The 26,131-nt window shown below is 70.6% G+C and carries 27 protein-coding genes and 1 tRNA gene; 5 read left to right on the top strand and 23 right to left on the bottom strand.

Going from position 1 to position 26,131, the window contains the following annotated elements; all coding sequences use genetic code 11:
• Positions 1-4 precede the first annotated feature (4 nt).
• From OHA17_RS19395 to OHA17_RS19455, 13 genes are all read right to left on the bottom strand, one after another.
• On the bottom strand, positions 5-208 hold the full coding sequence (locus OHA17_RS19395; protein WP_406507638.1) for a hypothetical protein: 204 nt from the start codon (positions 206-208) through the stop codon (positions 5-7).
• 363 nt (positions 209-571) lie between these two features.
• Entirely contained in the window at positions 572-856 is a 285-nt protein-coding gene (locus OHA17_RS19400; protein WP_406507639.1) for a hypothetical protein, read from the bottom strand.
• Positions 857-861: 5 nt separating this feature from the next.
• Complete coding sequence (locus tag OHA17_RS19405; RefSeq protein WP_406507640.1) at positions 862-1,161, bottom strand: hypothetical protein; 300 nt, start codon at positions 1,159-1,161, stop codon at positions 862-864.
• A gap of 164 nt (positions 1,162-1,325) precedes the next feature.
• Positions 1,326-1,910 (bottom strand): hypothetical protein, encoded by a 585-nt coding sequence (locus OHA17_RS19410; protein WP_406507641.1) that lies wholly within the window; start codon positions 1,908-1,910, stop codon positions 1,326-1,328.
• Complete coding sequence (locus OHA17_RS19415; protein WP_406507642.1) at positions 1,858-2,085, bottom strand: hypothetical protein; 228 nt, start codon at positions 2,083-2,085, stop codon at positions 1,858-1,860. Before OHA17_RS19415 ends, OHA17_RS19410 begins: the two co-directional genes overlap by 53 nt.
• A gap of 305 nt (positions 2,086-2,390) precedes the next feature.
• A complete protein-coding gene (locus OHA17_RS19420) occupies positions 2,391-3,002 on the bottom strand; it encodes a hypothetical protein (protein WP_406507643.1) in 612 nt (203 codons plus the stop codon).
• Positions 3,003-3,092: 90 nt separating this feature from the next.
• Positions 3,093-3,779 carry a hypothetical protein gene (locus OHA17_RS19425; RefSeq protein WP_406507644.1) on the bottom strand — a complete coding sequence of 229 codons (687 nt, stop codon included), beginning with the start codon at positions 3,777-3,779 and terminating at the stop codon, positions 3,093-3,095.
• Between the two features lie 8 nt (positions 3,780-3,787).
• Positions 3,788-3,988 (bottom strand): hypothetical protein, encoded by a 201-nt coding sequence (locus tag OHA17_RS19430; RefSeq protein ID WP_406507645.1) that lies wholly within the window; start codon positions 3,986-3,988, stop codon positions 3,788-3,790.
• A gap of 209 nt (positions 3,989-4,197) precedes the next feature.
• Positions 4,198-5,796: an AAA family ATPase gene (locus OHA17_RS19435; protein WP_406507646.1), complete on the bottom strand. Its 1,599-nt coding sequence runs from the start codon at positions 5,794-5,796 to the stop codon at positions 4,198-4,200.
• Positions 5,793-6,428 carry a bifunctional DNA primase/polymerase gene (locus OHA17_RS19440; RefSeq protein WP_406507647.1) on the bottom strand — a complete coding sequence of 212 codons (636 nt, stop codon included), beginning with the start codon at positions 6,426-6,428 and terminating at the stop codon, positions 5,793-5,795. The genes OHA17_RS19435 and OHA17_RS19440 overlap by 4 nt, the downstream gene beginning before the upstream one ends.
• Positions 6,425-6,709, bottom strand: coding sequence for a hypothetical protein (locus OHA17_RS19445; protein WP_406507648.1), 285 nt, complete (start codon positions 6,707-6,709; stop codon positions 6,425-6,427). Before OHA17_RS19445 ends, OHA17_RS19440 begins: the two co-directional genes overlap by 4 nt.
• A gap of 139 nt (positions 6,710-6,848) precedes the next feature.
• Positions 6,849-7,409, bottom strand: a complete 561-nt coding sequence (locus tag OHA17_RS19450) for a hypothetical protein (protein WP_406507649.1) — start codon at positions 7,407-7,409, stop codon at positions 6,849-6,851.
• A 126-nt stretch (positions 7,410-7,535) separates the two neighbouring features.
• On the bottom strand, positions 7,536-7,883 hold the full coding sequence (locus OHA17_RS19455; RefSeq protein WP_406507650.1) for a DNA-binding protein: 348 nt from the start codon (positions 7,881-7,883) through the stop codon (positions 7,536-7,538).
• A gap of 333 nt (positions 7,884-8,216) precedes the next feature.
• Between OHA17_RS19455 and OHA17_RS19460 the strand changes: the two genes are divergently transcribed.
• Entirely contained in the window at positions 8,217-8,927 is a 711-nt protein-coding gene (locus tag OHA17_RS19460; RefSeq protein ID WP_406507651.1) for a helix-turn-helix domain-containing protein, read from the top strand.
• The gene (locus tag OHA17_RS19465; RefSeq protein ID WP_406507652.1) at positions 8,927-10,435 is read left to right on the top strand and encodes a tyrosine-type recombinase/integrase; all 1,509 of its coding nucleotides are present in this window, start codon (positions 8,927-8,929) and stop codon (positions 10,433-10,435) included. Before OHA17_RS19460 ends, OHA17_RS19465 begins: the two co-directional genes overlap by 1 nt.
• A gap of 61 nt (positions 10,436-10,496) precedes the next feature.
• Here the strand turns inward: OHA17_RS19465 and OHA17_RS19470 are convergent.
• Positions 10,497-10,587, bottom strand: a tRNA-Ser gene (locus tag OHA17_RS19470).
• A 237-nt stretch (positions 10,588-10,824) separates the two neighbouring features.
• Between OHA17_RS19470 and OHA17_RS19475 the strand changes: the two genes are divergently transcribed.
• Both OHA17_RS19475 and OHA17_RS19480 read left to right on the top strand, forming a co-directional pair.
• Positions 10,825-11,262 (top strand): SSI family serine proteinase inhibitor, encoded by a 438-nt coding sequence (locus OHA17_RS19475; protein WP_406507653.1) that lies wholly within the window; start codon positions 10,825-10,827, stop codon positions 11,260-11,262.
• Between the two features lie 151 nt (positions 11,263-11,413).
• Positions 11,414-15,466: a PAS domain-containing protein gene (locus OHA17_RS19480; RefSeq protein ID WP_406507654.1), complete on the top strand. Its 4,053-nt coding sequence runs from the start codon at positions 11,414-11,416 to the stop codon at positions 15,464-15,466.
• 80 nt (positions 15,467-15,546) lie between these two features.
• On the opposite strand, the gene OHA17_RS19485 is transcribed toward OHA17_RS19480, so the two are convergent.
• The 9 genes from OHA17_RS19485 to OHA17_RS19525 all read right to left on the bottom strand — a co-directional run bounded on the left by OHA17_RS19485 (position 15,547) and on the right by OHA17_RS19525 (position 24,646).
• Positions 15,547-17,202, bottom strand: a complete 1,656-nt coding sequence (locus OHA17_RS19485) for a long-chain fatty acid--CoA ligase (RefSeq protein ID WP_406507655.1) — start codon at positions 17,200-17,202, stop codon at positions 15,547-15,549.
• A 202-nt stretch (positions 17,203-17,404) separates the two neighbouring features.
• Positions 17,405-17,950, bottom strand: a complete 546-nt coding sequence (locus OHA17_RS19490; RefSeq protein ID WP_053729830.1) for a SigE family RNA polymerase sigma factor — start codon at positions 17,948-17,950, stop codon at positions 17,405-17,407.
• A gap of 243 nt (positions 17,951-18,193) precedes the next feature.
• The gene (locus tag OHA17_RS19495) at positions 18,194-19,036 is read right to left on the bottom strand and encodes a DUF1906 domain-containing protein (RefSeq protein ID WP_406507656.1); all 843 of its coding nucleotides are present in this window, start codon (positions 19,034-19,036) and stop codon (positions 18,194-18,196) included.
• 190 nt (positions 19,037-19,226) lie between these two features.
• Positions 19,227-20,393: a lipid-transfer protein gene (locus tag OHA17_RS19500; RefSeq protein WP_406507657.1), complete on the bottom strand. Its 1,167-nt coding sequence runs from the start codon at positions 20,391-20,393 to the stop codon at positions 19,227-19,229.
• Positions 20,390-20,881, bottom strand: a complete 492-nt coding sequence (locus tag OHA17_RS19505; RefSeq protein WP_406507658.1) for a MaoC family dehydratase — start codon at positions 20,879-20,881, stop codon at positions 20,390-20,392. The genes OHA17_RS19500 and OHA17_RS19505 overlap by 4 nt, the downstream gene beginning before the upstream one ends.
• Positions 20,878-21,969, bottom strand: coding sequence for an acyl-CoA dehydrogenase family protein (locus OHA17_RS19510; protein WP_406507659.1), 1,092 nt, complete (start codon positions 21,967-21,969; stop codon positions 20,878-20,880). Before OHA17_RS19510 ends, OHA17_RS19505 begins: the two co-directional genes overlap by 4 nt.
• Complete coding sequence (locus tag OHA17_RS19515; RefSeq protein ID WP_406507660.1) at positions 21,969-22,931, bottom strand: bifunctional MaoC family dehydratase N-terminal/OB-fold nucleic acid binding domain-containing protein; 963 nt, start codon at positions 22,929-22,931, stop codon at positions 21,969-21,971. The genes OHA17_RS19510 and OHA17_RS19515 overlap by 1 nt, the downstream gene beginning before the upstream one ends.
• 5 nt (positions 22,932-22,936) lie before the next feature.
• The gene (locus OHA17_RS19520) at positions 22,937-24,100 is read right to left on the bottom strand and encodes an acyl-CoA dehydrogenase family protein (RefSeq protein ID WP_406507661.1); all 1,164 of its coding nucleotides are present in this window, start codon (positions 24,098-24,100) and stop codon (positions 22,937-22,939) included.
• 234 nt (positions 24,101-24,334) lie between these two features.
• Positions 24,335-24,646 (bottom strand): hypothetical protein, encoded by a 312-nt coding sequence (locus OHA17_RS19525; RefSeq protein ID WP_344371087.1) that lies wholly within the window; start codon positions 24,644-24,646, stop codon positions 24,335-24,337.
• Positions 24,647-25,095: 449 nt separating this feature from the next.
• Here OHA17_RS19525 and OHA17_RS19530 point away from each other — a divergent pair, with 449 nt between their 5' ends.
• On the top strand, positions 25,096-25,959 hold the full coding sequence (locus tag OHA17_RS19530) for a bifunctional DNA primase/polymerase (RefSeq protein ID WP_406507662.1): 864 nt from the start codon (positions 25,096-25,098) through the stop codon (positions 25,957-25,959).
• The last annotated feature ends 172 nt before the right edge of the window (positions 25,960-26,131 follow it).

Here is a 26,131-nt window from a genome sequence, read left to right on the forward strand (position 1 = left end):
GAATTCAGCAGGCGGGGCCGACGGCCACTTGTACCTTCTTCAGCCGCTTCGCCGGTTCGGCGTCGACGTTGTAGCCGGGGTTGTCACTCGCCCACGCCGCTTCGAGGCAATCGCCGGCCTCCTTCGGAGAGGTCTGCTCCAGCCACGTGAACGTGGACTCGCACGTCGCCGCGTTGTAGTCCCCCAACTCCTGTGCACTGGCAGGCACGTCGGGCACCTTGGCCCAAACGATGACGTCCCGGGTGGGCGGGCAGTCCTTCGTCGACGCGGACGGTTTCGGCTTCGCTGTACGAGGCGCACTGTGGGCGGGGTTCGCCGAGCTGTGGCTCTTTACGGGCATCCGAGCCGGGGCCGCCGACGAGGCCGGCGGGGCGTTCACGGTGTTGCCACTACTGCATGCGGCGGTCAGCAGGACGGCGGCAATAGGCAGGATGAATCGGCGCACGGGGCCCCCTTGGCAGTGCGGATGTTGCCTGCGGCCAGAGTGGCAACTGTGTACGGAGCGCGCGCCGTTGTTGCCGGACCGTGACGGCGGAGTGACCCTCGGCCGCCATCACACGTCCGTCCGGTCCTAGGCAGGCTTGCGGCGCTGCTTGCGTGTCTCCCGTACCGAGACGTTGAGCTTCAGCAACCGCTCGACCTTGCCCCAGACTTCGCGCTCCGGACCGGTCAGGTGCGGCACGATCGCGGCGAGGCGCTCGGCCTGCGCCCGCAGCTTCGTCTGCTGCCAACTCCAGTCCTGCCCGCAGCGCGGCGAGCAGAACCGCTGTCCCGGATGCCGCGGCGCCGGGGCGAACTCGACATAGCAGTGGTCGCAGCGCCGCGGCTCGTACCTGTCCACCCTGATCGCACCCATGGCGATCAGATGCCGTCCTTGAGGTACTGCTCAAGCGTCATCGGCGGCCGGGGCACCCACTGGTGATCGGCCTGCGGCCACAGGGCCGCGGTCGCTATCGCGCTGAACTCCTGAGGTGGCAGCGTCCACATCGGCGCCGGCGCGTCCTCTGCAGGCGCGGGGGTCGGGGGTTCGGAGGCCGCCTCCGCCGTGACCCGCTTCGGTGCGCACAGGCTGGCGAGTACCTCCTGCCGGAGACGAGCGAACTCGGCGTCGGTGGCCGGCGCCACCTCGTAAATCAGGGTCCGGCTGGGCTGCTTCGACATGACGTCCTCCTCGGACAGGTGGAACAGGGGATGGGTGCGCGCCCGGCGCAGGCCGCCCAGGACGGGGCTGCCTTGGCTCCCTGCTGGTGAGACGCGGGCCGAAAACACCGCACCACCGATAGACAGCGGGGTGACTTTGACGCCGGGCGCGCAGGTCTTGGTGCCTACAGGTCCCGGCCGCGCAGGATCGCGCAAAGCACGGCCGACCGCTCGATCCTGGCCGACGCCCAGGACGGCATGGGGACGTGGAGAACGGCCGCGGTGTCTGTGAGCTCGGCCGTTGCCGAACTGGCTTCCCGGCGGGCGCCGTGCGCGGTCTGCTCGGCGGCCTTGGCGGTGACCAGGGCGGCGCGGATCGCTTCCAGGCCGGCCGTCACCTCGGCCATGCACCGGTGAGCGGTCTCCTCAGCTTCCCGTTCGGTGGCCGTCGCAGCTTCGAGGGTGCGCTGCGCGGCCTCCTGCCGGGCCTGGCGCTGCGCCGCGGCTTGGGCCTGCTGCCTCTGGGCGTCCAGAGCGGCCATGGCGCCCTGGAGGGCCTGCACGTTGGCCTCGGCGAGCGCCATGGGCACACGAGCCGCCTCCACCCTCGCCTTCGCCTCGTCGGCGGCACGGAAGTCTTCGCGTTCGAGCGCAGCGGCGAGATCCTGCTCGGCTGAACTGAGTTCGCCGCGTATCTTCTCGGCCTCGGTGCGGGCGTCAGCCAGCTTGGCGTCGAGGTCGGGCGGTGTCCTGGTCGCCGTGGATGCCATCGGTGTTCTCCTGCCGGGCACGGTTTGCGTAGCCGACCACGTCCGCTCGGGCCAGCAGCCAGGTACGGCGCGAGTCCTGACGGGCCCGTACCGTGCCGCGGACCGCCAGGCGCCGCCACCACTCCGGGGAGTACCCGGCGATGTCGGCGGCCTGAGCTGTGGTCAGCTCTTCCACCCCCGACACTGACACCGGTTGGGCAGTCCCAAGAACCTCAGCAGTCACGGGCGTTGGGGGCGCCCAAGCCTGCCGCGCATGCTCACGGGCCTGATGGCGGGCCGCCGCGTCCCGGGCCGCGAGCATCACCGCCACAGCAGGACGCGACAGACGCTGGGCCCGGCAACTGGCCGGCGGGGGCGCACCCCGCACGAAGTCGTTCAACAGGGCCAGAGCGGAGGCGAGTTCCGCGCACAACTCCCCGGGCACCGCGATCCCGTCGTGCAGGAGGATCGGAGCCGGGCGCCCATCCCGGGGCGAAGCAGTCACGACTCGCGGCTCTCGAACGGTGAGGCAGAATCCAGCGCGCGCAAATGCCGGGCGACGATCCTCTTGGCCTCGACGGCGTCCTCGCCCCGAATCCCGACGGACGCGAGAGCGGCCTCGACGGCACGGACCAACACGTCGATCTGCCGCTCCCCGATCGCCGCCAGCCGCTCCTCGATGTTGAGACGGGCTATCGCCGTGAGGACCGCCACGGCCCGGTCCATGGCCCGCTCGTACAGGACGACTTCGGCGCGGATCTGCTCGGATCCGGTGGCGGACTGGTAGCGCACGGCATCCAGCCGGTTGACGAGTTCCGCGGTCGCCTTCTGCCAGGCCAGCACCTGCCCGGCGAGGGCGAGCAGCTGCTTGAGCGGGTCCTCGACCGGCGCGACGCCGAGCTCGGCGAGGACGGCACGGGCTTCTGCCTCGGCGTGCTGCCGGGCCGCGCTGGCCTTCTGGTTCGGGGTGGAGCCGCCGTGCAGCTTGCAGCGGCCAGCCCCGGCGTGGTCGGTGCCCCAGCCTGCCGGCCGGGTGCACGGTCCGGGCTGCTGCTTGCGCTGGGCTCCGCAGTAGCGGCTGTCAAGGCCTGGCGCGCTGCTCGACGCTGTCATGGCGTCTCCTTCGGGGTGGGAGGGTCGGGCTGAAGCCTGAGAAGATGGGCGGGTGGCCGGGCCCGATATCCGCGGGCCCGGCCGGTGTCGTCAGGTCCAACTCAGGTGCTGGCCGGGCATGTCGAACGCGCGGATACCGTCCGTGCGTGCCCGGCCTGTCAGCACGTAGTACAGGTCGTGGCTCGCCTGGCATCGATGGGTGTCGCAGACTGTGATGCGGACGATCTCGTCAGCGCCGTCCCTTGCGAAGCTGAAGCCGATCGCGCCGTTGTCTTCGTTGACGACCTCCGCCACGGCGAGGGTTACGAGGGTGGCGGGCCGGGGGCATCCATCCGGCTCGGAGTTCAGCTTCTGCCAAATCGGGCCGCCTTCGTCGCAGCGGGTGCTGCGGTAGCCGGGCGGGACGCGTTCGATGCGGGTCTGCACGATGGCGTATCCGTGGTTGTGGATGTCGTCGGTGAGCGCGGTGAGCACGCCTGGCGTGAGAGTGCGTTCAGTCATGACGGTCTCCTCGGTGGTGTCAGTCGTGACCGTCTCGGTCACGGTTGGGTCGGCAACCGGGTGCGTATCCCCCCGGTCGGGCTGAACCTTGGGGCTCTGCCCCACGGGTGCGGGGGGGGGCGCGGTGACCCTCGCAAGATGTCGGAGCTTGGCGGCGTGCCGGTGAGCGAGGCCGCGCTGGCGGGCGGCGGCGAGGGCGGCACGGCGGCGCTTCGTGGCCTCGATGCGGGCGAGGGCGGCCTCGACCTTGGCCGCGACTATGTCGTCGACGTTCATGCAGGACCTCACCGTGATGACGTGGCGTTGTCTGCCACGGCCCTGGCGATGGCGTCGATCAGCTCGGTGGCGTGGTCGGCGAGCCAGGCATCCATCGCGTCTTTGATCCCCGCCTGGATGAGCTCGGGTGTGGTGACGTCGTGCTGGCTGAGCCAGAAGTCGAAGGCGTCGGCGACGCCCTTGGTGATGGCGTCGGGTCGGATGTTCATTGAGACTCCTACGTAAAGGGGAATTGATGAGAAGATTGGGAATATTGGCGCTGACCTGCGGTGATTCGCTGAAAAAATTGGCGGGAAGATTGGGAAGACTGCGGGAAGATTGACGCCGCAGTCTTCCCACCATGATTCCCATGTTTCCCAGCCGAGCCCTGTCGCGTTACCGCAGGTCAGCGCCATGTTTCCCAGACTTCCCATGAATGTCAGTGCGCACGGGCAGAGCTGTCCGCAGACCCTGTCGGGGCGGCTTCAGGCAGGTGCCAGAACGAGCTCTTGGCCTTCCCGAACCCAGACTGGCGAGTGACCAGGCCGAGCTTGGAACGGGCCCGGTAGACCGAGGACTTGCTGTACTGCTGTTTACGCGCTTCTTTGATCACTTCGGCGGAGTCAGCGGACCCTCCTTGGTCAGCAAGGAAGTCACGGAGCCACGTGCGGACCTCGTCGTTCTCCATCCGCTCACCGGCGGGGACGTGCTCTTCCCTCATCACTTCACGAACGGACGTCGTCGTCTCAGGTCCAAGTACGAAACGGGAGACGTAGGACGGTCCTTCGTCTGTGTCGACCGTGACCGGTTGGATCACGTACTCATGCGAGGGAAGCCCGAGTCGGCCGAGGTTGTTCTTCTCCAGCGACATCACGAACCGGTCGTCTGCACCGTCCTCGCCGTCTTCCTTGGCGAAGGCGATGAGGGAGCGGATGAGCTGGCCGAATGCGCCGGATCCGGCGACGCGCGATAGTGGGTCGGCAGAGCCACTCTTGGTGAAGTGAGCCAGCCCGAGGACCGTGAAGTGGTGGCGGTCAGCGGCAGCTACGAGGGGTTCCAAAGCTTCACGGACTTCGGCGGCCCGGTAGTCGTTGATGCCTTTGTCGATCAGCGAAAGCAGGGGGTCGGCGATCACCAGTCCGACGCTGTACGCCTCGGCGGTCTTCCCGAGGAGGGAGATGTCCACGGGGAGTGTCAGCCGGGCGTGAAGCTTCTCGTCGTCGCGCACGTCCACACGGAACACGCGCTCAAGGTCCGCGCCAGCCGCCACGAGCCTCGGGGCAATGGTGTAGGTCCAGGAGTCCTCAGTGGCCGCATAGATGACGCTCCGCGGCTTCTCCCAGAGCTCGCCCGGCAGCGTCCCGGTCGAGATGCGGGCGCTAAGCCAGACAGCGAACTGTGACTTGCCGAGGCCAGGGCCGCCGGCGGCGATAGCCATCGAGTACAGCGGAATCCGGCCGTGCGACGTCGGCAAGGCTCCTTGCGGGGTGGTGTCCCACAGCCAGCGCACCGGTCGAATCTTGATGCTGGAAGCAGGCGTGAGAATGAGCTGCCGGGGAGCCTCCGCTTCTTCCTCTGGAGGGTGAGCCGGATTTCCATCGTCCGGCTTCTGTGGCGCCACGACCTCCGACCGCGCCGTCCTCCGATCATTTCGTCCCGACGCGGGCGGCCAAGGGGACCGAGGCTGCGCTGCGCCCGCGCTCAGTCCCGACTCGATGGTCGGCAGCGCCCGGCCATCCGGGTGGTTCCCTGCCCGAGCCCCGGCGAGGAGCGCCTCACGCGCTTCGCCCTCACTCAGGGCGCCCGCCCCAACGAGGGTGCCGATGTTGAACGCAGCAATGTTGATCGTGTTGTTCTGGTCGCCGTGGGGCGCGTTCGCGATTGCCGCGCATTCGTCCGCCACGGCCCTGGCGGTGTAGGCGTCAGCCGTACCGTTGACCACTCGCAGGAGCGGCGTTGCGACGGCGGCAGGGGGCGGCCCTTCGAGCTTCGCCAGGGCGGCGTCAACGCCTTGTTGGACCTCCTCGGAGGTAGTCATACCACCCTCCCAGCCTTGGGCGTGAGGGTGGCCGGCCAGGGGACCTCGGGCGTGCGGAACAGTTCGTCGCCGGACCATCGGTACCGGCGCCCGCTGCTGTGCACGGACGGGGCTAGCAGGATGTAGCCGTTGTGCTTGACGTCGAGGCCGGGACCGAGCGTTCCGGGGAGGCTCACGCCGGGGCTGCGGTAGACGATGTGCAGCCCGTCGCCACCAGTGATCTGCATGACCGTGCCGGGGAGGACTCCGATGCGCTCTTCCAGTACGCACAGGGATCGGTGGCCGGAGTGCCGCGGGTCGATGTCGAGGACCGCCCACTCGTTGAGCTTGCAGGGGGCGCCAATGTTGGCGTCGGGCTCGTCGGTCCACCATCGGTGGATGACGTCGACGTCGGTGGTCGCGGCGTAGTACCCGTGACAAGCGTTGCCGTCACAGCGGCACTGCTCGGGGCGGTGCTCGATGTACAGGGGGTTCGGCTTCTCCGGCGTCGGCCGCCTGCACCGGGGACAGTTGGGGTACGGGGCCTTGTCCGGGCGGACTCGGAACACCTTGACCCCGAGAGACGCGTAGGCGAGGGCTGCGTCATGCAGTTGCCCAGGAATCTTGACGGGGGCGGCCAGCCAAGCGTTCACGCAGCCACCGCCGTCGGTCGGAGTACGACGACGTACAGCTGACCGCAGGGTGCGGTCTTGCGGACGCTGCGGACGAGCGGGAGGGGGGCGCGGTGCAGGTGGGGGTGCCCGCACTTGGGGCAGGCTTCGACGCGGACTTGCCGGTACCACTTCGACCGGGACAAGTAGGTGTCGAGCCGTCCGGGGACCTGGGGTTCGTTCCCTCGTACTGCGGTGGCGAGGGGGTGGTTGTGCTTGCCTTCGGGGTCGTCCCCGGAGGGTTCGGCGGTGTTCGTGGTCACGTTCGTTGTCCTTCGCGAGGGGCGAGGGAGGGCGTAGCGGCGGGGGCCGCGCCTCGCGGGGCGTTACGGGTACGGGTGTTGGAGCACGGGGCCGCCGCCCCCGCCGCGGCGGGGGGGTCCGGCGCGGGACGGCGGCCGGTCATCGCGGGATCTCCCGAATGTCGAGGCCCTGGGTGTCGATGACGTACTCGGCTTCGCCACGCTCGGTGTTGGCGCACAGCAGCGCCGCGGGCGGGGCGAGCACGGTGTACAGGCGTCCGGGCGGGCGGTAGTTGAGGCCCCCGGAGGCGTACCGTTCGGAGACAGCCCGGTCGGTGGACCAGGACCAGTCGGTACGGCGCTCCGGTACGGTCCCGCGCCAGAGCACGATCGGCTTCGTGGGGCGGGGCGCCGGCTTGCCGTCGACCGTGAATCCGGCGAGGCCGAACAGCCACCGCCAGCTGTCGCGGTCGAGGTGCCGGTCGGGGAACTCGGCGCTCGACCAGACGCGTCCGATGAGCGCGGCCACGGTCTCGTTCGTGATCTTGCCGTCACTGACGGCCTCGGCCAGGTGTCCGGGCCCGGAATTGCGGCCTTCCCTGTCGATCAGGTACTGCAGCTCGGCCGTGGTGAGCTTGTCGGCCTGAAGCAACTGCTCGTAGTCGAAGCGGACCGGGACGGTCGGGGGCTCCGGGGGCGCAGAGTCCGGGGGGTGTGCCACGATAGGCATGGCGAACCTTTCTGGAATGAAGCCCCGCTCGGCTGTGGTGGTTGAGGCGGGGCTTCGTCGTGTGTGGATGGGTGCGTCTGGCCCCCGGCGGGATGCCGTCCTGCTGGGGGCTGCGCGCTATGCGCCTCGTAGGTGGTGGACGACCCCCGTAACAGAGGGGGTGCAACCGCATTGAGACTGCGGTTGGGGGCCCGTTGCGCATGCCGTGACCTGCTGCGATCCGGCGAGATGGCACGGAGATGCATCGTCCGGCGTAGGCGCGGCGTGGCCGAACAGGTACGTGACGATGTCGACGGTCGGGATCTTGACGCGGCGGCCGATGCGCAGGACCCGCGTCATGGTCCAGTCGTCGCGGCGGATCGAGTCGTAGATCGTGTCCTTGTCGACGCCGAGGATCGAAGCGAGGACGGGGACAACCGTGGTCGGCCCTTCAGCCTCGATCGCCTGACGCGTCCAGTCCGTCATCAGGCCGTCCCCTCATCGGGAAACCCGCAGAGCGCGAGGAACGGCCGAGTACGCACGCGGACTGCGCGCCCCGTGCGTATGACGGGCCACTCACCCCGCTTTGCCGCGGCGTATCCGGTGCGCCGGGCGACGCCAGCAATCCGGGCCGCTACCGGAACCGTGATGGTGGGGGTCTTGTCGGGATCCGGAATTGATATCCGATCCGCGCAGCCTCCACCGCTCGAACGATCAATTTGATCTGTCACGCGAGCCATCTTGCACCGGATCCGAAACGTGCGTCAAGGGCATCCTGTGTGCCTTGTGCAAGCATCATCTTGATGCGATGCTGCCCGCGTGGCTGATGAGAAGAAGAACCCCCTCGGACCAACCGGCGAGCGCGTGCGGAAGAACCTCAAGCGCATCAGGGAGGCGAAGCGGCTCACCTTCGTCGAGCTTGCGCAGCTTTTGAGTGACACGGGGCGCCCGATCCCTGTTCTGGGGTTGCGGCGCATCGAACGCGGTGAGCGAAGGGTCGACGCAGATGATTTGGCGGCGCTCTCCGTGGTTCTGAACGTGGGCATGCCTGCGCTGCTTCTCCCCCCGGAGGCGGGCGAGGAGCAGATCGAGTTGACCAAGGAATGCAGCGTTTCCAGCCGCACGGCCTGGCACTGGGCGACGGGGCGACGGACGGCCGTTGATTGGGAGCCGGTGAGCGCCCGTCTGACAGGCCCTGATACCGACCCCGCAGCCACAACAGAGGCATACGAACGTGAGCAGGAGTACAACCGCCTCCAGGCGGAGTACGTGACCCAGACGCTGCCGCCTGAGCTCCGGCGTGCCGCGGGCAGTCAGGTGGTGCGTATTGCGCAGCAGCTCTCGGAGCTTGTGGAGGACCTGGCCTCTCCGGAACCGGGAGTCGATCGCGCAGCTCAAGCGGCGCGGGTCCGGATGGCGCGCCGCCGGTACGAGTCCCTCGGTATCGAGTTGGAGGAACTGCAGGAAGCCCTCGCCGCCCGCAGTGAGGGCGGAGACCAGACCGCGAAGGACGAACCGAAGGGGGATTGATGAAGCCGTACAAGGCGTGTTCATGCAGGGATCCGGAGACGAAGCGGCTGCTCGGCAAGAAGTGCCCGGAGCTGAGCAAGAAGCAGCACGGCCGTTGGTACGCCCGGTACGAGGCGCCGAAGTCTGCCGAGGGGAGCCGACGCCAGCCCCGCATCGGCCCCTTCGATACGGAACGAGAGTGCAAGGAAGGGCTCGGCAAAGTGCTGGGCACGGCCTCAAATCCGAAGGCGCACGACGAGCGGAAAACGACGCTCGGCCAGTACCTCGAACGCCGCTACACCTGGCGGACATCCGAGGCCGAAACCGGCGAGGGCCTGAAGAAGAGCACGCTCGTCTCCGAGCGCGAAGCCATCGACCTGTACCTGAGTCCCGGGCTCGGTCACATCAAGCTCGTCGACCTGAGCGACGAACACATCCGTGAGCTGTACGCGGCCATGCGCAAGATCAACCGGCCCGAGGAGGGCGAGGAGCGGACCGAAGTGCTGCGCCGGCTGCAGGAGGTACGGGCCACCCGGCACGGCAAACGGCTTCACAGTCGCCCCATCTCGGAGTCGCGCATCCGGCGCGTACACGCCGTGCTCCATGGCGCGCTGACAGACGCCGCGAAGCTCTCGAAGATCCGGACCGACAATCCCGCCGACGGGGTCTGGCGGACCAAGGGCGGGAAGCGAAAGCAGGGTCGCGCAAAGCCACTGCTGTGGACGGCCGAGCGGGTCGAGCAGTGGGAGAAGACCGGGGTCGTCCCCGCGAAGGTCATGGTCTGGTCGTCGGATCAGTGCGGCGCCTTCCTCGACTTCGCGGAGGCTTCCGGCGAACGGCTCTATCCGGCGTTCCACTTGGATGCCTACTACGGGCCGCGGCGCGGCGAACTGGTAGGCGCCGAAGAGCAGGATCTCAGCCTGGCACGGCGCCGGCTTCACGTCCTTCAGGCCCAGTCAGACGACGAACTGGACGACACCAAGACCGAGGCCGGGTACCGGCAGATCCCGCTGGACGACGAGACCGTCCGTGTCCTGAAGGCTTGGCACAAGCGGAAGCTTGAAGAGCGGCTGCGGTGGGGTGAGCTGTACCAGGATGCGGGGCGCGTCTTCTGTTACGAGGACGGCACCGCGCTGAAGGCGGAGTACCTGTCGAGTCGGTTCCGGATTCTGATCGAGCGGTACGCGAACATCCGCGCGAGGGCCGCAGAGAAGTGGTCGGTCGAGCGGATCGCTCGGAAGTACCGGACGAGTGAGGCATCCGTCGAGGCGGCGCTCAGGATGACGCTGCCGCCGATCCGCTTCCATGATTTGCGTCACGGTGCGGCGACGATGCTGATCGCTGCGGGGGTCGACGACAAGTTCGTATCCGAGGTGCTTGGGCACGCTTCGGTGGCCTTCACGAAGGACGTGTATGCCGTCGTAGCCGAGGAGCTGGCCGAGGATGCCACACGCAAGATCTCGGCGTTCATCCCGCGCCAGGGCAGGGTTTCGGCTGTTGGTGCCAACACCGTGCCATCTGGGCACTGAATCGTCCCCGGAAACGACTCAGGGAGCCCGCACCGTTTGGTACGAACTCCCTGGTCAACTGCGGAGGCGGAGGGATTTGAACCCTCGATGGGCTTTAAGACCCAAACCGCATTAGCAGTGCGGCGCCATAGACCGGACTAGGCGACGCCTCCAGCACACCGTCGCGTGCGCGAGTGGTGCGTGCAGATGATGACACAGCCTTGCGGGCCGTCACCAATCGCACCCCACGGTACTAGGCAGGTGGGCACCAGAGCAAAGCCGTTCTGCGGCGCAACGCCGGGCGTTGACGCGCGTTAGACCCCTGGAGCCTTCAGGGAGCCTCAGGAGACCCCCCGGGGGACCGAACCGTCCGCCGAAAGTCCGCCCATACGCCTGGAGATACGAGACCCATGCTGCGCCGCCTCGCCGTCACCGCCGCCGCTTCCCTCACCGCGCTCGCCGCCGCGCCCGCCGCCTCCGCCGGGCCCCTGCCTGTCCCGCTGCCCCTGCTCGGCGACGGCCACACCGAGGACCGGCTCACCGTCACCGTCGAGCACGACCCCGGTGTCGAGGGGAAGTACACGCTTGAGTGCCACCCCGCCGGCGGGAGTCATCCGCGGAGCCAGCAGGCCTGCGACAAACTCGACTCCGTGACGACCTGGGGCAAGGACCTCTTCGCGCCGGTGCCCAAGGACCGGATCTGCACGATGCTCTACGGCGGTCCCGCCACCGCGCACATCACCGGCAGCTGGGCCGGGCGGCCCGTGGACGCGACGTACAGCCGTGCCAATGGGTGCGAGATCTCGCGGTGGGACAACCTGGTGCCGGTGCTGCCGAGCGCCAGGTAGGGGACCCCGTACGCCCACCGCGCGTACCCCTTGGTCACACAACCTTGGTGAGAGCTCCCCCTCATCCGCCGTCGCTCGCGCATCGCCAGCCTTTAGACTCCCTCCCAGTGACAGGCCGCAAGGTGCAGTGGTTCAGGGAGGAAGCGTCGTCGTGAGCAGCAGGCCATCCCGAGGCGCTGCTCGCCTCGCAGCCATACTTGACGCCCTTCCGGACGGGCTCCTGCTCGTCAACTGCAACGGCACGGTCGTCAACGCCAACACCGTCGCGCTGGGAATGCTGGAGGCGCCCGGTACGGGGCTCGTGGGGCGGGGAGTTCTCGATCTGCTGCCCACCTTCGACTCCAAGCTCATCCCCGGCTCCATGCGCCGGCCCGAGAGCGAGGACGACCAGGGCCGCACCAAGCCGACCCGGATGATCGCGCGCCGCACCGACGGCACCGAGTTCCCGGTCGAGGTGACCAGTGCCAACCTGGAGGACGGGCGGGACGCGTACGCCTCCTACGGAAGCGGCGGCGGGCCCGGCTCGTACTCGGGCGACGAACTCCTCATGCTGGTCGTACGGGACCTTTCGGGCACCGTCGACACCGAGGCGGAGCTGGCCCGTTCGCAGCGGCAGACCGAGATGATCCTGCGGGCCGCGGCCGAGGGCGTGGTCGGGACCGACACCGACGGGCGGGTCGTCCTGGTCAACCCCGCGGCCGCGCAGATCCTCGGCTACCGGGCCAGCGACCTCGGCGGGCAGGAACTCCACCCGCTGGTGCTGCACTCGCGCGAGGACGGCGAGCCGTTCCCGTACGAGGGCAGCCCGCTCGCCGACACCCTCAAGTCCGGGCGCAAGCACCGGGTGCGCGGGCAGGTCATCTGGACCAAGAACGGCACCCAGGTTCCGGTCGACCTGACCACCGCGCCGGTGCGCGACGGCGACCTGCTCGTCGGCGCCGTCATGACCTTCACCGACCGGCGCCCGTACGAGGAGCAGGCCGCCAAGCACGCCGAGGTCCTTGAGCGGGAGACCGCGCGCTACGACGCGCTCGCCGCCCGGCACCAGCAGCTGCTCTCGGTGCTCGCCGGTTCGCTGCGCGGGCCGATCGACGAACTGCGCGCCGAACTCTCCGCGCTCGCCGCCGACGACGCGGGCCAGCTGTGGCCCGAGGCCAACCAGGTCCTGCACCACCTCGCCGCGGGCTACTCCCGCATCACCACGCTCGTCGACAACGTCCTCGGCTACCAGCGGCTCGACGCGGGCAGCGAAGAGCTCAAGAAGGCCAAGGTCCTTGTCGATTCGGTGGTCGGCGCCGGCGTCGACGGCGCCGTCGAGCTGATCGGGCCGGGGCGCGCCCAGTTCGCCGTGCACACCCCGCCCATCGAGGCCGAGATCGACGCGCCCCGCCTGGCGACCGCGCTGGCCCACCTGATCGCGGACGTCGCCGGCGTCGACGCGACCGGCAAGGCGCCGGTCGCCGCCGGTGGCTACATGGACTCCACCGTGGTCGTCGCGGCCGCGGTGCGCGGCGAGGTCGTACGCATCGAGGTGCGCGGGCCCTACGCGGGGGGCGACCCCGTGCACGGGCCCATCGTGCGCGGCATCGTGAAGGCGCACGGCGGCGTCCTGCAGACCGTGGACGTGCCGGGCATGAGCGGTTCGGCGTACGTGCTCGAAGTGCCGCTCGGCGCGGGCGCCGGGACGGTCGAGGCACCCGCGGCCCCGCAGCCCGACGAGGCGCTGCTGCCCGCCCAGCAGGACGGCGGCGGGCGCAGGCGGGCCCGGCGGGCGTCCACGGACGCGTTCCTGGAGAGCCCGGTCAGCGAGGAGAAGTCCCCGACCGGCCGGCGGCGGGCTCGGGCCGGGGTCGGTTCTGAGTCTGAGTCTGGGTCTGGTGACGGTTCCCCTGCCGGTTCTGGTTCGGACGGTGCCGGGGAGGGCGACGGCCCCGACGGGGAACGAGCCCGGATTCCGGGTCAGCAGAACACCGGGACCGGTGGGCTCACCGAGTCCGTCGAGGGTGCGGGCGTACGCGCGAGTGCTTCCGGTTCCGGGGGCGCGGCCGCGGGCCCCTCCGGGTCCGGGCGGCGTCGTGGGCGGCCCAGTCCCGCTGAGCAGGCCGTCGGGCGCGCAGCCGGACAGCCCTTGGGGCAGGCCGCTGAAGGTTCCGTCGTCACCGGTGCGGAGAGCGCCCGCGAGTCGTCCGGCATGGGCCGGGCCGCGCTGGGCGAGACCGTGCCGCCGCAGGGGGTGCCCACCGAGGCCACGGGTCGCCGGGCCCGCCGTGCGCTGCCCGCGCCTGCCTCCAGCGAGGCACCACCGGCCGCCCCTTCCTCCGGCCCCGCCGAGAACGCCGCCGAGCCGACCGGGCGCCGGGCCCGCCGAGCCCTGGGCGCCGCGCCGGCCGGGGGCAGCGCCGCGAACGGGCAGGAGGGCTCGGTGCGGACCGCGTTCGCGCTGCCGCCCGCCGATGCCGACCGGGCGCCGCGTCCGGCTCCTGTGTCCCCGAACCCGACCTCGATCCCGACCCCGACCCCGACCCCGGATACTGCGGCTGATGCTGCCGCACAGGGTCGGCTCGGCTTCGTACCTTCTGCCGGTTCCGCACGGACTGTGGAGGAGGCTGGGCAGGTAGGTGCGGGGCACGTAGGTGCCGGGCACATGGGGTTGGCCGAGCACATGGGTGCCGGGCCTGTAGGCGCTGGAGCCATGGATGTTGAGCCCACGGGGGCTCGGGCTATGGGTGCCGGCCCTATGGGTGCCAGCCCTATGGGTGCTGAGCCCACAGGTGCCGGGCACATGGGTGCCGCCCCCGCCGGGTCCACAGGGGCGCACCCCACTCCGGCCGGGCCGGGTCCGAACACCGCCACCCGGAACAACCCCGCCCCCGGCGATCCCGTGGCCGATCACACCCCGCCTCAGCCGCACCCCGCCGAGCAGCCCGAATGGGCGGCCCGCGCGGTTCCGGTGCCGGGTGCGGCAGGTCCCGTACCGCCGCAGAACCAGAACGAGGCCCAGGCCGACCAGCCGCAGAACCAGCCCGCGCCCAAGTCCGCGCCCGCCAGGCCCGCTCGGCAGCCGTTGCCCGCCGAGACTCCGCCCGGAGGCATCCCGGTCGTCGGCGGGGACACACAAGGACGGGCGTTCAGTGTGCGGGCGCTCGGGCAGAATGCGCCGTTCAGCCAGACGCAGGCCCAGACATCGGCCCAGACGTCGGCCCAGATGTCGGGCCAGCCGTCGGGCCAGACCTCCGGCGGCTCGCTCGGTTCCGGGCGCCGGCGCAAGCTCGGCACGCCCCCCGAGGGCGTCGAGCGCCCCGCCGAACCGGCCGCCCGGCCGCACCCCGTACTCCCCTCGCCTCCCTCGGAGGGCCGGGGCCGCGCGTACGCCATCGGAGCGCCCGACGAGGGTGCCGAGGGGCCCGAGCCGCTGGACGGGCCCGGCGGCGCCGTCGAGGTGGCCAACCGGCCGCAGCCGCAGCCCGTCGACGACGAGCTGCCCCCCGAGCCGCTCGACAACCCGCGCCGGCTGCTCGTGTGGCCCGCGCCCGACGTCTCCACCCAGCAGGCGCTGAGCGAGCGCGGCTACCGGCCCGTGGTCGTGCACTCCCGCGAGGAGGTCGACGCGCAGATCGCCGCGTTCCCCGCCGCGCTGTTCGTCGACCCGCTGACCGGCCCGATCACCCGTACCGCGCTCCAGTCACTGCGGCAGGCGGCGGTCGCGGCCGAGGTTCCCGTCCTGGTCACGGCGGGGCTCGGGCAGGCGACGCGGGAGGCGGCGTACGGCGCCGACCCGGCCGTCCTGCTCAAGGCCCTCGCGCCGCGCGACAGCGAGCAGCACCCGTCCCGCGTCCTGCTGATCGAGGAGCACGAGGAGATCGCGCTCGCGCTGACCGCGACGCTTGAGCGGCGCGGCATGCAGGTCGCCCGCGCCGGCACCGACTCCGAGGCGGTCACCCTGGCCGCCCAGATGCGGCCGAACCTGGTCGTGATGGACCTCATGCAGGTACGCCGTCGACGGGCCGGAATCGTGGACTGGCTGCGCGCCAACGGGCAGTTGAACCACACCCCGCTGGTCGTCTACACCTCGGCCGGCATCAACCAGGCGGAGCTCCCGAAGCTCTCGTCCGGCGAGACGGTCCTGTTCCTCGCGGAGCGGTCCACCAGCGGTGAGGTGCAGGGCCGCATCGTGGACCTTCTGGCGAAGATCGGCACGAACTAGCGCTCTCGGCGGTGCAGTTGATCAACTGCGGGCCGTCGTGAGCCGCCCGCAGCCGAACAACCCGCACCCCAGCGGAGCGCCTACCGCAGCTCCGTCACGTCCAGCTCCCCGTCCGCGTACTGCCTGCGAATCACCTTCTTGTCGAACTTGCCCACGCTCGTCTTCGGCACCGCCTCGATCAGGGCCCAGCGCTCCGGGAGCTGCCACTTGGCGATCTTTTCGGCGAGGAACGCCTTCAGAGTGACGTAGTCGGCGGTGGCGCCGGGCTTCAACACGACCGTGGCGAGCGGGCGTTCGCCCCATTTGTCGTCCGGGACGGCGACGACCGCCGCCTCGGCGACCTCGGGGTGCGCCATCAGCGCGTTCTCCAGCTCCTGGCTGGAGATCCATTCGCCGCCGGACTTGATGACGTCCTTGGCCCGGTCGGTGAGGGTCAGGTAGCCGTCGGGGCTGATCACGCCGACGTCCCCGGTCCGCAGCCAGCCGTCCGGACTGAACTTGTCGTCCGGGCGGAAGTCCTCGCCGCCCACGCCGCCGAAGTACGCGCCCGCGATCCACGGGCCGCGCACCTCCAGCTCGCCCGCCGACTCCCCGTCCCAGGGCAGGAATTCACCGCCGGGTCCGGCGAGCCGCGCCTCGACCCCGGCGGGGAAGCGGCCCTGGGTGATGCGGTACGGCCACTCCTCCTCGGCGCCGAGCCCGGCCGGCGGGTTGGACATCGTGCCGAGCGGCGAGGTCTCCGTCATGCCCCAGGCGTGGCAGAGCCGCACACCGATCTTGTCGTACGCCTCCATCAGCGAGGGCGGACAGGCCGCGCCGCCGATCGTGACGTTCCGCATCGAGGTGAGGTCGCGGGGGCGGGCGGTGACCTCGGCGAGCAGGCCCTGCCAGATGGTGGGGACGGCGGCCGCGTGCGTCGGCTTCTCTCGCTCGATCATGTCGGCGAGCGGCGCGGGCTGCAGGAACCGGTCGGGCATGAGCATGCTCACGCCGGCCATGAAGGTGGCGTGCGGCAGACCCCAGGCGTTCACATGGAACTGCGGCACCACGACCAGCGTGGTGTCCGAGTCGGTGAGCCCCATCGACTCGGCCATGTTGACCTGCATGGAGTGCAGGTAGATCGAACGGTGGGAGTAGACCACGCCCTTGGGGTCGCCGGTCGTGCCGGAGGTGTAGCACATGGCGGCGGCGCTGCGCTCGTCCAGCCGCGGCCAGTCGTACGTCGTCGGCCGGCCGGCGAGCAGCTCCTCGTACTCGTGCACCTGCGGGCCCGCACCGTCGATGTCATCGAGCAGCGAACGGTCGCCGGGACCGGTGACGACGAGGTGCTCCAGCGTCGGCAGGTGCGGCAGCAGCGGGGCGAGCAGCGGCAGCAGCGAACCGTTGACGATCACCACGCGGTCGGCGGCGTGATTGACGATCCAGATCAACTGCTCGGCGGGCAGCCGCAGGTTGAGGGTGTGCAGCACGGCGCCCATGGACGGGATCGCCAGGTACGCCTCGACGTGTTCGGCGTTGTTCCACATCAGGGTGCCGGCCGCCTGGCCGTCCTCGACGCCGAGCTCGCGCAGGCCGTGTGCCAGCTGAGCGGCCCGGGCACCGATCTCGGCGAAGCTGCGGCGGTGCGGTTCGGCCTCGCCGGTCCAGGTCGTGACCTGGGACTTGCCGTGGATCGTCGACCCGTGGGTCAGGATCCGCGAGATCAGCAGCGGTACGTCCTGCATGGTGCTCAGCACGGCGTCCTCCCGGTGAGCGCTACGGTGCGCTCTGCGGCGATAGGGGTGTGCCGAATTCTGCTCACGTACCGCGCGGTATGTCACTACCCGGGAGTAGTTTCAGCCGTGGTTCCGCGAAGTTACCTGCAGAAACCTGGGCCGGGCGCTCGTTCCGTAGCCACGGCCGTCACCGCGTGTCACCAAATGGACGGTGCTGTCCGCGTCACCGTATGGGCTCCAGCTCCGGATCCTCGCGGAGCTTGCCGAGGGCGCGCGACACCGCGCTCTTGACCGTGCCGACCGAGACCCCGAGCACTTCGGCGGTCTGCGCCTCGCTCAGGTCCTCGTAATACCTGAGGACGACCATGGCCCGCTGACGGTCGGGGAGCTTCATGACCGCCCGCCACATCGCGTCGTGCAGCACCTGCTGGTCGGCCGGGTCGGGGCCGGGCACGACCTCCGGCTCGGGCAGCTCGTCGCAGGAGAACTCGTCGACCTTGCGCTTGCGCCACTGCGAGGTGCGGGTGTTGAGCAGCGCGCGGCGCACATAGCCGTCGAGCGCCCGGTGGTCCTCGATCCGGTCCCAGGCGACGTACGTCTTGGTGAGCGCCGTCTGCAGCAGGTCCTCCGCATCGCTCGGGTTCGCGGTCAGCGAGCGCGCGGTGCGCAGCAGCACGGGGCCCCTGGCACGGACGTACGACGAGAACGACGAGTACGCGTGGTAGGGCGTCGCCGCTCGGGAGGCGCTGGTGCAGACGGGCGTTGTCATGACTCCACGCTATGAGCGCCGAGGCCCGCCGGGATCGGCCCCAGGTCCCGAAGCGGTGTCCGCCTCAGGTTGTAGGGGTGGGGGTGGCCACACCTCCTGAAGGTGGAGGACGCATCCCCGGCCCTCAGGGTTCACCCTCCGGTCCGACGCCTGCGGAGGTGGCAGGGCCCGCTCCGGTTCAGCGACCGCGGAAGGCTCCCCGGCCCCCGGTTCAGCCAAGATGGAGAGCTCTCCCGACCTCCCTCAGCCGATGCGGGCGACCGGCGCGTCGACCTGGTTGCGGTCCACCACCAGCCGGTATCCGCCGTGTGACTCGGCGGCGTCCCCCGCGTACTGGTGGATGCGCAGGTGCTGCCAGGCGTTCTTGCGCAGCGACGGCTCCTGGTACAGCGCGGGGCCGGTGTGCCAGCGGGCGAACCAGATCGCCGCCGGAAGGTCCTTCACCCCCGCCAGCCTGGCCTGCTCCATCTGCCGTACGCCGGAACCGGCGCTGCTGTAGAACCCCGGCAGGTACCCGCGCCCGCGCACCTCCCGGTTCCAGGCCCGCACGAAGTCGAGCGTGGTCCGGGCGCACGACGCGTTGCCCACGTTGTACGCCTCCAGGTCGAGGTAGAGCGCGCTGCCGGCCACGATGCCGAGCGCCCGCGCCGCCTGGACGGCCTGGCCTCCCTCGGACCTGCCCTGCTTCGCGGGCTTGCTGCCGATCCGTACTCCCTTCTTGTTCTGCGCGTACACGCACGGGGACTGCGAGCCCACGAACACGGGCAGCACCTGCCAGCCCATCCGGTGCACCTGGGTCACCCAGCTCTTGTTCAGGTTCCGCTGCACCGGGCAGTGCCGGCCGCGGCCCGCGTAGTAGATGCCGACGGCGCGGTACGGCGAACTCCGCCAGGCCCGCATCGCGGCCAGCGAAGGCGTGTTGCAGAGGTCGAAGGCGGCGCCCTTGAAGGGCGTGGCGGCCACCGCCGCCTGCTCGGCCTGCCCCTCGTCCTGGCCCTCGTCCGCGACCGCGGAGGGGACCAGCAGAGTGGCGAGGGTGAGCAGCGAGGTGGCGCAAGTGGCGAGGGTCAGCGTGAGACGGCGCATGGCCCGAGTGAACGGCCGCCCGCCCGAACCGGCCACCGCTCGGCCCACCGCCTCCGCCGTCCGAGCGCAGGATCAGTCGGCCGGGCCAACTCGATCGTCCTGCGACGGACCTCCGCTCCGCGCCAACCCACCCGGCGCGCATGGACCACTGACGTACCTTCAGGCAGTGGCGCTCACTTCTGACTGGCTCTCAGCTCTCCCTCCCCAGAACGAGCCCCGATGTGGGGACGCCCGTACCCGCCGTGACCAGGACGTGGGCCGCGCCGGGTATCTGGTTCACCGACGTGCCCCGCAGCTGGCGGACCGCCTCCGCTATGCCGTTCATCCCGTGCAGGTACGCCTCCCCCAGCTGCCCCCCGTGCGTGTTGAGCGGCACCCCGTCCGCCGCCACGAAGTCGGCCGCCTCACCCGGTGTGCAGAAACCGAACTCCTCCAGCTGCATCAGCACGAATGGCGTGAAGTGGTCGTACAGGATCGCCACATCCATCTCGGCGGGGGCGAGCCCGGACGTCCGCCACAGCTGTCGCGCGACCACCCCCATCTCCGGCAGCCCGGCCAGTTCGTCCCGGTAGAAGCTGGTCATCGCCTCCTGTCGGCGGCCGGCGCCCTGCGCGGCCGCGGTGATCACGGCGGGCCGCTGCCGCAGGTCCCTGGCCCGCTCGGCGGTGGTGACGACGACGGCCTGACCGCCGTCGGTCTCCTGGCAGCAGTCCAGGAGCCGCAGCGGCTCGACGATCCACCGCGACGCCGCATGGTCGGCCAGAGTGATCGGCTTGCCGTGGAAGTACGCCGCCGGATTGTTCGCGGCATGGCGGCGATCGGTGACCGCGACGTGGCCGAACGCCTCGGGCGTCAGGTTGTAGGTGTGCAGATAGCGCTGGGCGGCCATGGCGACCCAGGACGCCGGTGTGAGCAGCCCGAACGGCAGCGACCAGCCCAGCGCCGCCCCCTCCGCCGACGGCTCCCGCTGCTGCACCCCCGAGCCAAAGCGCCGGCCCGAGCGCTCGTTGAACGCCCGGTAGCAGACGACCACTTCGGCCACCCCGGTCGCGACCGCGAGGGCCGCCTGCTGCACGGTGGCGCAGGCCGCGCCGCCCCCGTAGTGGATGCGCGAGAAGAACGACAGCTCGCCCATGCCTGCCGCCTGCGCGACGGTGATCTCCGGGCTGGTGTCCATGGTGAACGTGACCAGGCCGTCGACGTCCGAGGGCGCGAGACCCGCGTCGTCGAGCGCCGCGTGCACCGCCTCGACCGCCAGCTTCAGCTCACTGCGCCCCGAGTCCTTGGAGAACTCGGTCGCCCCGATCCCCACGATGGATGCCCGCCCGCCGAGCGCGTCGGCCTTGCGCACGCTCATGACTCACCCCCGGAACCGGCGGCATGCGCGGCCTGCGCGGTGACCCCGGGCGTCCCATGGGCCCCGGCAGCCCCAGCGGCCGCGGCGCGCCCAGCGGGCCCGGAAGGCTCGGGGACAGCCACCCGCACCGTGCCGGTGACGTGATGGCCCAGCCCGTTCGCCCCGATCACCCGCACCTCCGCGACCTCCCCCGCCACGGCCGTCACCGTACCGGTCAACGTCATGGTGTCCCCCGGGTAGTTGGGCACACCGAGCCGAATCCTCACGGACCGCAGCCTGGCCGCCGGTCCGAAGTGGTCGGTGATGTACCGGCCGACCAGGCCGTTGGTGGTCAGGATGTTCATGAAGATGTCCGGGGACCCCTTCTCCCGCGCGATCTCCGCGTCGTGGTGCACGTCCTGGTAGTCGCGGGAGGCCACCGCCCCGGCCACGATCAGCGTCCGGGTGATCGGGATCTCCAGCGGCGCCAGCTCGTCTCCGGCCTTCACGCCCCCACCCCCTCTCCGATGTCGGATCCCCCCACCGACGGGCGTCCCGCAGACGTCTCCGCCAGCCTCTCCGTCACGATCAACTCACCCAATTCTGCTAGGAGTTCGCCCCCGCACCCCAGATATGCATCGAGCTGCCGCCCCCACAGGAAGTGCCGGTGGACGGGGTGTTCCAGGTCCGCGCCGAGGCCGCCGTGCAGATGCTGGCCCGCGTGCACGACCCGGGTGCCCGCCTCGGACGCCCACCAGGCCGCCGTCAGCGCATGCGTCCCGTACGGCAGCCCCTCGTCCCGCCGCCAGGCCGCCTCGTAGGAGGTGACCCGTATCGCCTCGGTGTCCATGTACGCGTCGGCCGCGCGCAGCAGCACGCCCTGATTGGTGGAGAGCGGGCGCCCGAACTGCTCCCGGGTCGTGGTGTGCCGGACCGCCCTGGCCAGCGAGCCCGCGCACACACCGGCCTGTAGCCCGGCGAACGCCGTCCGCGCGGTGGCCAGCACGTCCTCGTACGCCCGGGCCCCGCCCACCCGCTCGGCCGGGGTGCCGTCGAGCGTGAGCCGCCCGGCCGCCCAGGGCGCGGTCGTCTCCACCGGCTCGGCCCCCGCGTCGGCGACCCGCACCAGCCACAGGCCGCGTTCCGCGTCCGGGACCAGCACATGGGTGGCGTCCCGCAGCCACGGCACGAGCGGCACCGCCCCGGTCAACTCGCCCGCTGCCGTTGCCCGTACGCGGCCGGACGACGCGGGGAACGCTCCGGTCGCCACCGCGCTGCCCTCGCGCAGGGCGGGCAGCAGCCGGTCGCGCTGTTCGGCCGTGCCGTGCGCCGTGAGCGCGAGCACTCCGTAGACACAGCTCGCCGCGAACGGCACCTGCGCGGTCGTCCTGCCCTGCTCCTCCAGGGCGAGGACCAGGCCGAGGAGGCCGACCTCCTCGACGGCCGCCACGAGGCCGGCCCCGCACAGCGCCTTCCACAGCTCGGCGTCGGTGCCCGTACCGGCCGCGGCGAGCCGCTCGTGCGTCGAGAGGTCGCCGAAGATCTGCCCGGCGAGCTCGGAGACGGCCGACTGCTCCTCGGTGGGCGTGAAGTCCATCAGGCCACCTCCGCCCGGAACACGGGGAGCTCCAACTCGCCGTCCACCCGCAGGAATTCGAGCCGCACCGGCATGCCGATCCGCACCTCGTCCGGGGCCACCCCGACCACGTTGCTGATGATCCGCACGCCCTCCGCGAGCTCGACCAGGCCCACCGCATAGGGCGGGTCGAAGGCGGGGAAGGGCGGGTGGTGCATCACGACGTACGAGAAGACGGTCCCGCTGCCGCTCGACTCGACCGTGTCCCACCGCTGCGACCCGCAGGCGTTGCACCCCGGCAGCCAGGGGAAACGCGGCTCCGCGCAGTCCTCGCAGCGCTGGATCAGCAGCCGGTGCTCGGCGACGCCCGCCCAGAACCCGGCGTTGTCCCGGTTGATGACCGGCCTGGGGCGCATGGCTCGCGAAGGCGCCTCACCCGCCTCCCTCTCCTCAGCCCGAGCGAGCTCCTTCTCAGGAGGACGCGAACTCCGTTGCGCAGGCGAGTACTTGAGGATGCGGAAACGATGGGTTCCCGCCAGCTCGCCATCCGCCGAGACGTCCATCCGCGTGGTGACGAAGTGCCCCGTCCCCAGCTTGGTGGTCTTGCGCTCCGACACCGTCTCGATCACCGCGTCGTACGTGATGCGGTCGCCCGGCCGCAGGTCACGGACGTACTCCTGCTCGCAGTCCGTCGCCACCACCGAGGTGAATCCGGCGCCGTCGAGCAGCTCGAACAGCTCGTCGTAGCCGGAGGTGCGGCCCGTGCCGTCGCCGTGCCCGGAGAGGCCGCCCATCGTCCACGCCTGGAGCATCGTCGGCGGCGCTATCGCGTCCGGCCCCGTATACGCGGCATGGCTGTCGCCCATCGCCTCGCACCAGTGCCTGATCATCGGCTCGTTGACGAGGTCCTTGCCGACCCCCGCGGTCGCCGCCGGCTGCCCCTCGAACTTCTTCAACCGGCCAAGGAAATCCGCCTCGTTCACCCCGCTCACCTCTTCCCCCGTTTCATCCCGAGCCGCATCGTCGCGACGATCTCCCGCTGCACCTCGCTCACCCCGCCCCCGAACGTGTTGATCTGCGCCGCCCGGTTCATCCGCTCCAGCTCCCCGTCCCCGAAGGCGCCGGGCGAACCTCCCCTGATCAGGCCCGCGTCCCCCACGATTTCCCGACACATTCGATACGTTTCGACCGCGGACTCCGTTCCCATGAACTTCACGCCGCTGGCGTCTCCGGGCGCTAGAATCCCGGCCCCCACATCTCCCACCAAACGCCAGCTGAGCAGGCGATTCACCGCCAGCCGGGCATGCGTGGCGGCCACCTTCGCCTTCACCCATTCGTGGTCAACCGGGCGCCGAGAAGTCACCGGATCGGGTGTACACGCATACGCGAGCGCCGCGTCGTAGAAGTCCTCGGCCTGCATGCCGATCGCGGCCAGCGCGACCCGCTCGTGATTGAGCTGATTGGTGATCAGCCCCCAGCCCGCGTTCTCCTCGCCGACCAGGTTTCCCAGCGGCACCCGGATGCCGTCGTAGTACGTCGCCGTGGTGGTCAGGCCGCCGACCGTCTCAATCGGGGTCCACGAGAAGCCGGGTGCGTCGGTCGGCACCAGGATGATCGAAATCCCCTTGTGCTTGGGCGCGTTGGGGTCCGTGCGGCAGGCGAGCCAGATCCAGTCGGCGTTCTGCGCGTTGGAGGTGAAGATCTTCTGCCCGTCCACCACCCAGGCTTCCTCGTCCCTCACCGCCCTGGTCCGCAGCGAGGCGAGGTCGGTGCCGGCCTCCGGTTCGCTGTAGCCGATGGCGAACACGAGGTCGCCGCTGAGGATCCTGGGCAGGAAGTACGCCTTCTGCTCGGCGGTCCCGTACTTCATCAGGGTCGGGCCGACCGTGTTCAGGGTGACCATCGAGACGGGTGCGCCCGCCCGGTAGGCCTCGTCGAAGAAGACGAACTGCTCGTCGGGGCCGCGCCCCTGGCCGCCGTACTCGACGGGCCAGCCGAGCCCCAGCAGCCCGTCGGCGCCGATCCGGCGCAGCAGCGCCCGCTGCTCGTCCGGGCCCGCCCCGAGCGGCGGCCCGTCGGGCATCAAGCGGGCGAAGTACGTGCGGAGTTCGGCGCGCAGCCGCTGCTGGCGCTCGGTCGGGGCGAGGTGCACGACGGCGGCCTTTCCGTGCGTACGGACGACTCCGCCGATCCGCCCGCGCGCGGGACCGGGCAGATCTACGGATCAGGGTTTCTGACTGTCCGTCAGATTCAGCCTCGCTGTCAATGCCCCGGGCGACGGACGAATCGCCGCGCACACGCGAGCGGCCCGGGTGACCGTGCCGAAGCACTGCCACCCGGGCCGCCGATCACCCCATGGACCGGACCCCGCGCTGGGGGAGGCGGCTCACCACAGACGGGAGAAGTTCACGGCGACGTTCCCGTTGCCCTGGTTGATCGACGTGAATGCCGAGCCGTTCACCTGGGCTGTGTTGCTCTGGTTGGTGGCACCGGCTCCGACGGCCTGCTGCTGCGTGGTGGACGAATTCCCACGGTTGTTGTGGCCGACCCCACTGCCGCTGACGGTGGCTACCGCCGCGTTCGATCCGTGGCCCGCGATGGCGCCGTTGTCGGCGGTGGCCACACCCGAGAAGAGGGCAGCGGCGAGAGGCAGCGCGGCAACGGCGGCGAGGACGCGGGCGGTACGGATGCTTGCCATGTCAATTCCTCCAGGAACCAGAAGTACGGGTAGTTCGGCTCGTTCCAGGTCGTACCTACTGACTGTAAGTACCCCCTGGTCCAAGGCAGTTGGCCGACCGCCCCGGACGCTGTGACGACGTCGCGAGATCAGAGTTGCCCACCGAATCCCCGGCGAACCAGTCATCGCGGCATCTTTCGCCCGCAAGCGTGAGGACATGTCGATAAACCCTCAATGCGCTCCCAAAGCTCTGGCCACGACTGGATCGCGAGCGCCGGAGCCGCCCCCGCGCAAGAGAAGAACCGTTTCGGCTCGGATTCGGCCAACCTTTGGCCGCCATCGAAAACTCGCCCGGAGGACACCGATACGGCACCGGATCGTCGCGCCGACCCTCCCGTAGTCACCCCGAGTCGTGCCGGTCACTCCCGAAGGGGATTCCCTTTCTCGAACATTCGTACGAACATGGAGCCATGGCCACCATCGACCGGCAGGCCGCCACCCTGGCCCTCGCCCACGCCCTGTCCGCCGCCGAGCGCGGCCTGCCCGTCATCCCGCTGTCCCGCACCAAGCTCCCCGCGCTCCCCTCGCCACATCGGGAGGACCCCCAGCCGGTGCTCTGCCGGGGCGAGTGCGGGCTCACGGGGCACGGGGTGCACGACGCCACCACCGACCCGGCCGCGGTGCGCGCCCTGTTCGCGGCCGCACCCTGGGCCACCGGTTACGGCATCGCCTGCGGGCGGCCGCCGCACCACCTCATAGGCATCGACCTCGACACCAAACCCCCGGCGGCCGATGCGACGGCGGCGCTCCAACACCTGGCCCTGCGGCATCTGTTCACGATCCCCGAGACCGTTGTCGTGATCACTCCGAGCGGGGGGCGGCACATCTGGCTGACCGGTCCGCCCGGCGCGGTCGTGCCGAACTCCGCGAGCCGCCTCGCCCCCGGCATCGACATCCGGGGCGCCGGCGGCTATCTGGTCGGGCCCGGTTCGCTGAGCACCCGGGGCGTCTACCGCCTCGCGCCCGGCACCGCCCACCTCGGCCCGGCCCCCTGCCCAGGCGCGCTCCTCGACCTGCTCACACCCCCCGCGCGCCCTCATCACCCCCAGCAGCATGGTGATCACCAGGGGCAGGGACTGGTCCAGTTCGTGCTGGCCGCCCATGAGGGCCAGCGCAACACCCGGCTGTTCTGGGCGGCGTGCCGCGCGTACGAGAACGGCATCGGCGAGGAGCTCACGGGGGCGCTCACCTCCGCCGCGATGCGCACCGGGCTCACCGAACGCGAGGCCCTCGCCACGATCGCGTCGGCGGCCCGGATGACCATGTCCCGGTGACGGGGCCGGGCCCGGCGCGGCCCTCTTGGGTGCTCGGCCCGGTGGGCGCGGCTTCGGTACGTGGCCCGGCCGGGCGCACAGAAGGCTTCCCCCGAGGAGCCTCCCGTGCGCCGGCCGGCTTCGGACGCGTCCTGATCAGCTGGGAGCACGACCCCACCAGCTCGCCCGGACG

It is taken from the genome of Streptomyces sp. NBC_00212, from assembly GCF_045206365.1.
In the GTDB taxonomy this organism is placed as follows: domain Bacteria; phylum Actinomycetota; class Actinomycetes; order Streptomycetales; family Streptomycetaceae; genus Streptomyces.

Coding starts and splice junctions, on each gene's coding strand:
- OHA17_RS19400 (WP_406507639.1), bottom strand. CDS start 856: ATGGGTGCGATCAGGGTGGACAGGTACGAGCCGCGGCGCTGCGACCAC.
- OHA17_RS19530 (WP_406507662.1), top strand. CDS start 25,096: ATGGCCACCATCGACCGGCAGGCCGCCACCCTGGCCCTCGCCCACGCC.
- OHA17_RS19475 (WP_406507653.1), top strand. CDS start 10,825: ATGCTGCGCCGCCTCGCCGTCACCGCCGCCGCTTCCCTCACCGCGCTC.
- OHA17_RS19525 (WP_344371087.1), bottom strand. CDS start 24,646: ATGGCAAGCATCCGTACCGCCCGCGTCCTCGCCGCCGTTGCCGCGCTG.
- OHA17_RS19410 (WP_406507641.1), bottom strand. CDS start 1,910: ATGGCATCCACGGCGACCAGGACACCGCCCGACCTCGACGCCAAGCTG.
- OHA17_RS19465 (WP_406507652.1), top strand. CDS start 8,927: ATGAAGCCGTACAAGGCGTGTTCATGCAGGGATCCGGAGACGAAGCGG.
- OHA17_RS19430 (WP_406507645.1), bottom strand. CDS start 3,988: ATGAACATCCGACCCGACGCCATCACCAAGGGCGTCGCCGACGCCTTC.
- OHA17_RS19495 (WP_406507656.1), bottom strand. CDS start 19,036: ATGCGCCGTCTCACGCTGACCCTCGCCACTTGCGCCACCTCGCTGCTC.
- OHA17_RS19405 (WP_406507640.1), bottom strand. CDS start 1,161: ATGTCGAAGCAGCCCAGCCGGACCCTGATTTACGAGGTGGCGCCGGCC.
- OHA17_RS19510 (WP_406507659.1), bottom strand. CDS start 21,969: ATGGACTTCACGCCCACCGAGGAGCAGTCGGCCGTCTCCGAGCTCGCC.
- OHA17_RS19420 (WP_406507643.1), bottom strand. CDS start 3,002: ATGACAGCGTCGAGCAGCGCGCCAGGCCTTGACAGCCGCTACTGCGGA.
- OHA17_RS19435 (WP_406507646.1), bottom strand. CDS start 5,796: ATGACTACCTCCGAGGAGGTCCAACAAGGCGTTGACGCCGCCCTGGCG.
- OHA17_RS19490 (WP_053729830.1), bottom strand. CDS start 17,950: ATGACAACGCCCGTCTGCACCAGCGCCTCCCGAGCGGCGACGCCCTAC.
- OHA17_RS19425 (WP_406507644.1), bottom strand. CDS start 3,779: ATGAACGTCGACGACATAGTCGCGGCCAAGGTCGAGGCCGCCCTCGCC.
- OHA17_RS19500 (WP_406507657.1), bottom strand. CDS start 20,393: ATGAGCGTGCGCAAGGCCGACGCGCTCGGCGGGCGGGCATCCATCGTG.
- OHA17_RS19455 (WP_406507650.1), bottom strand. CDS start 7,883: ATGACGGACTGGACGCGTCAGGCGATCGAGGCTGAAGGGCCGACCACG.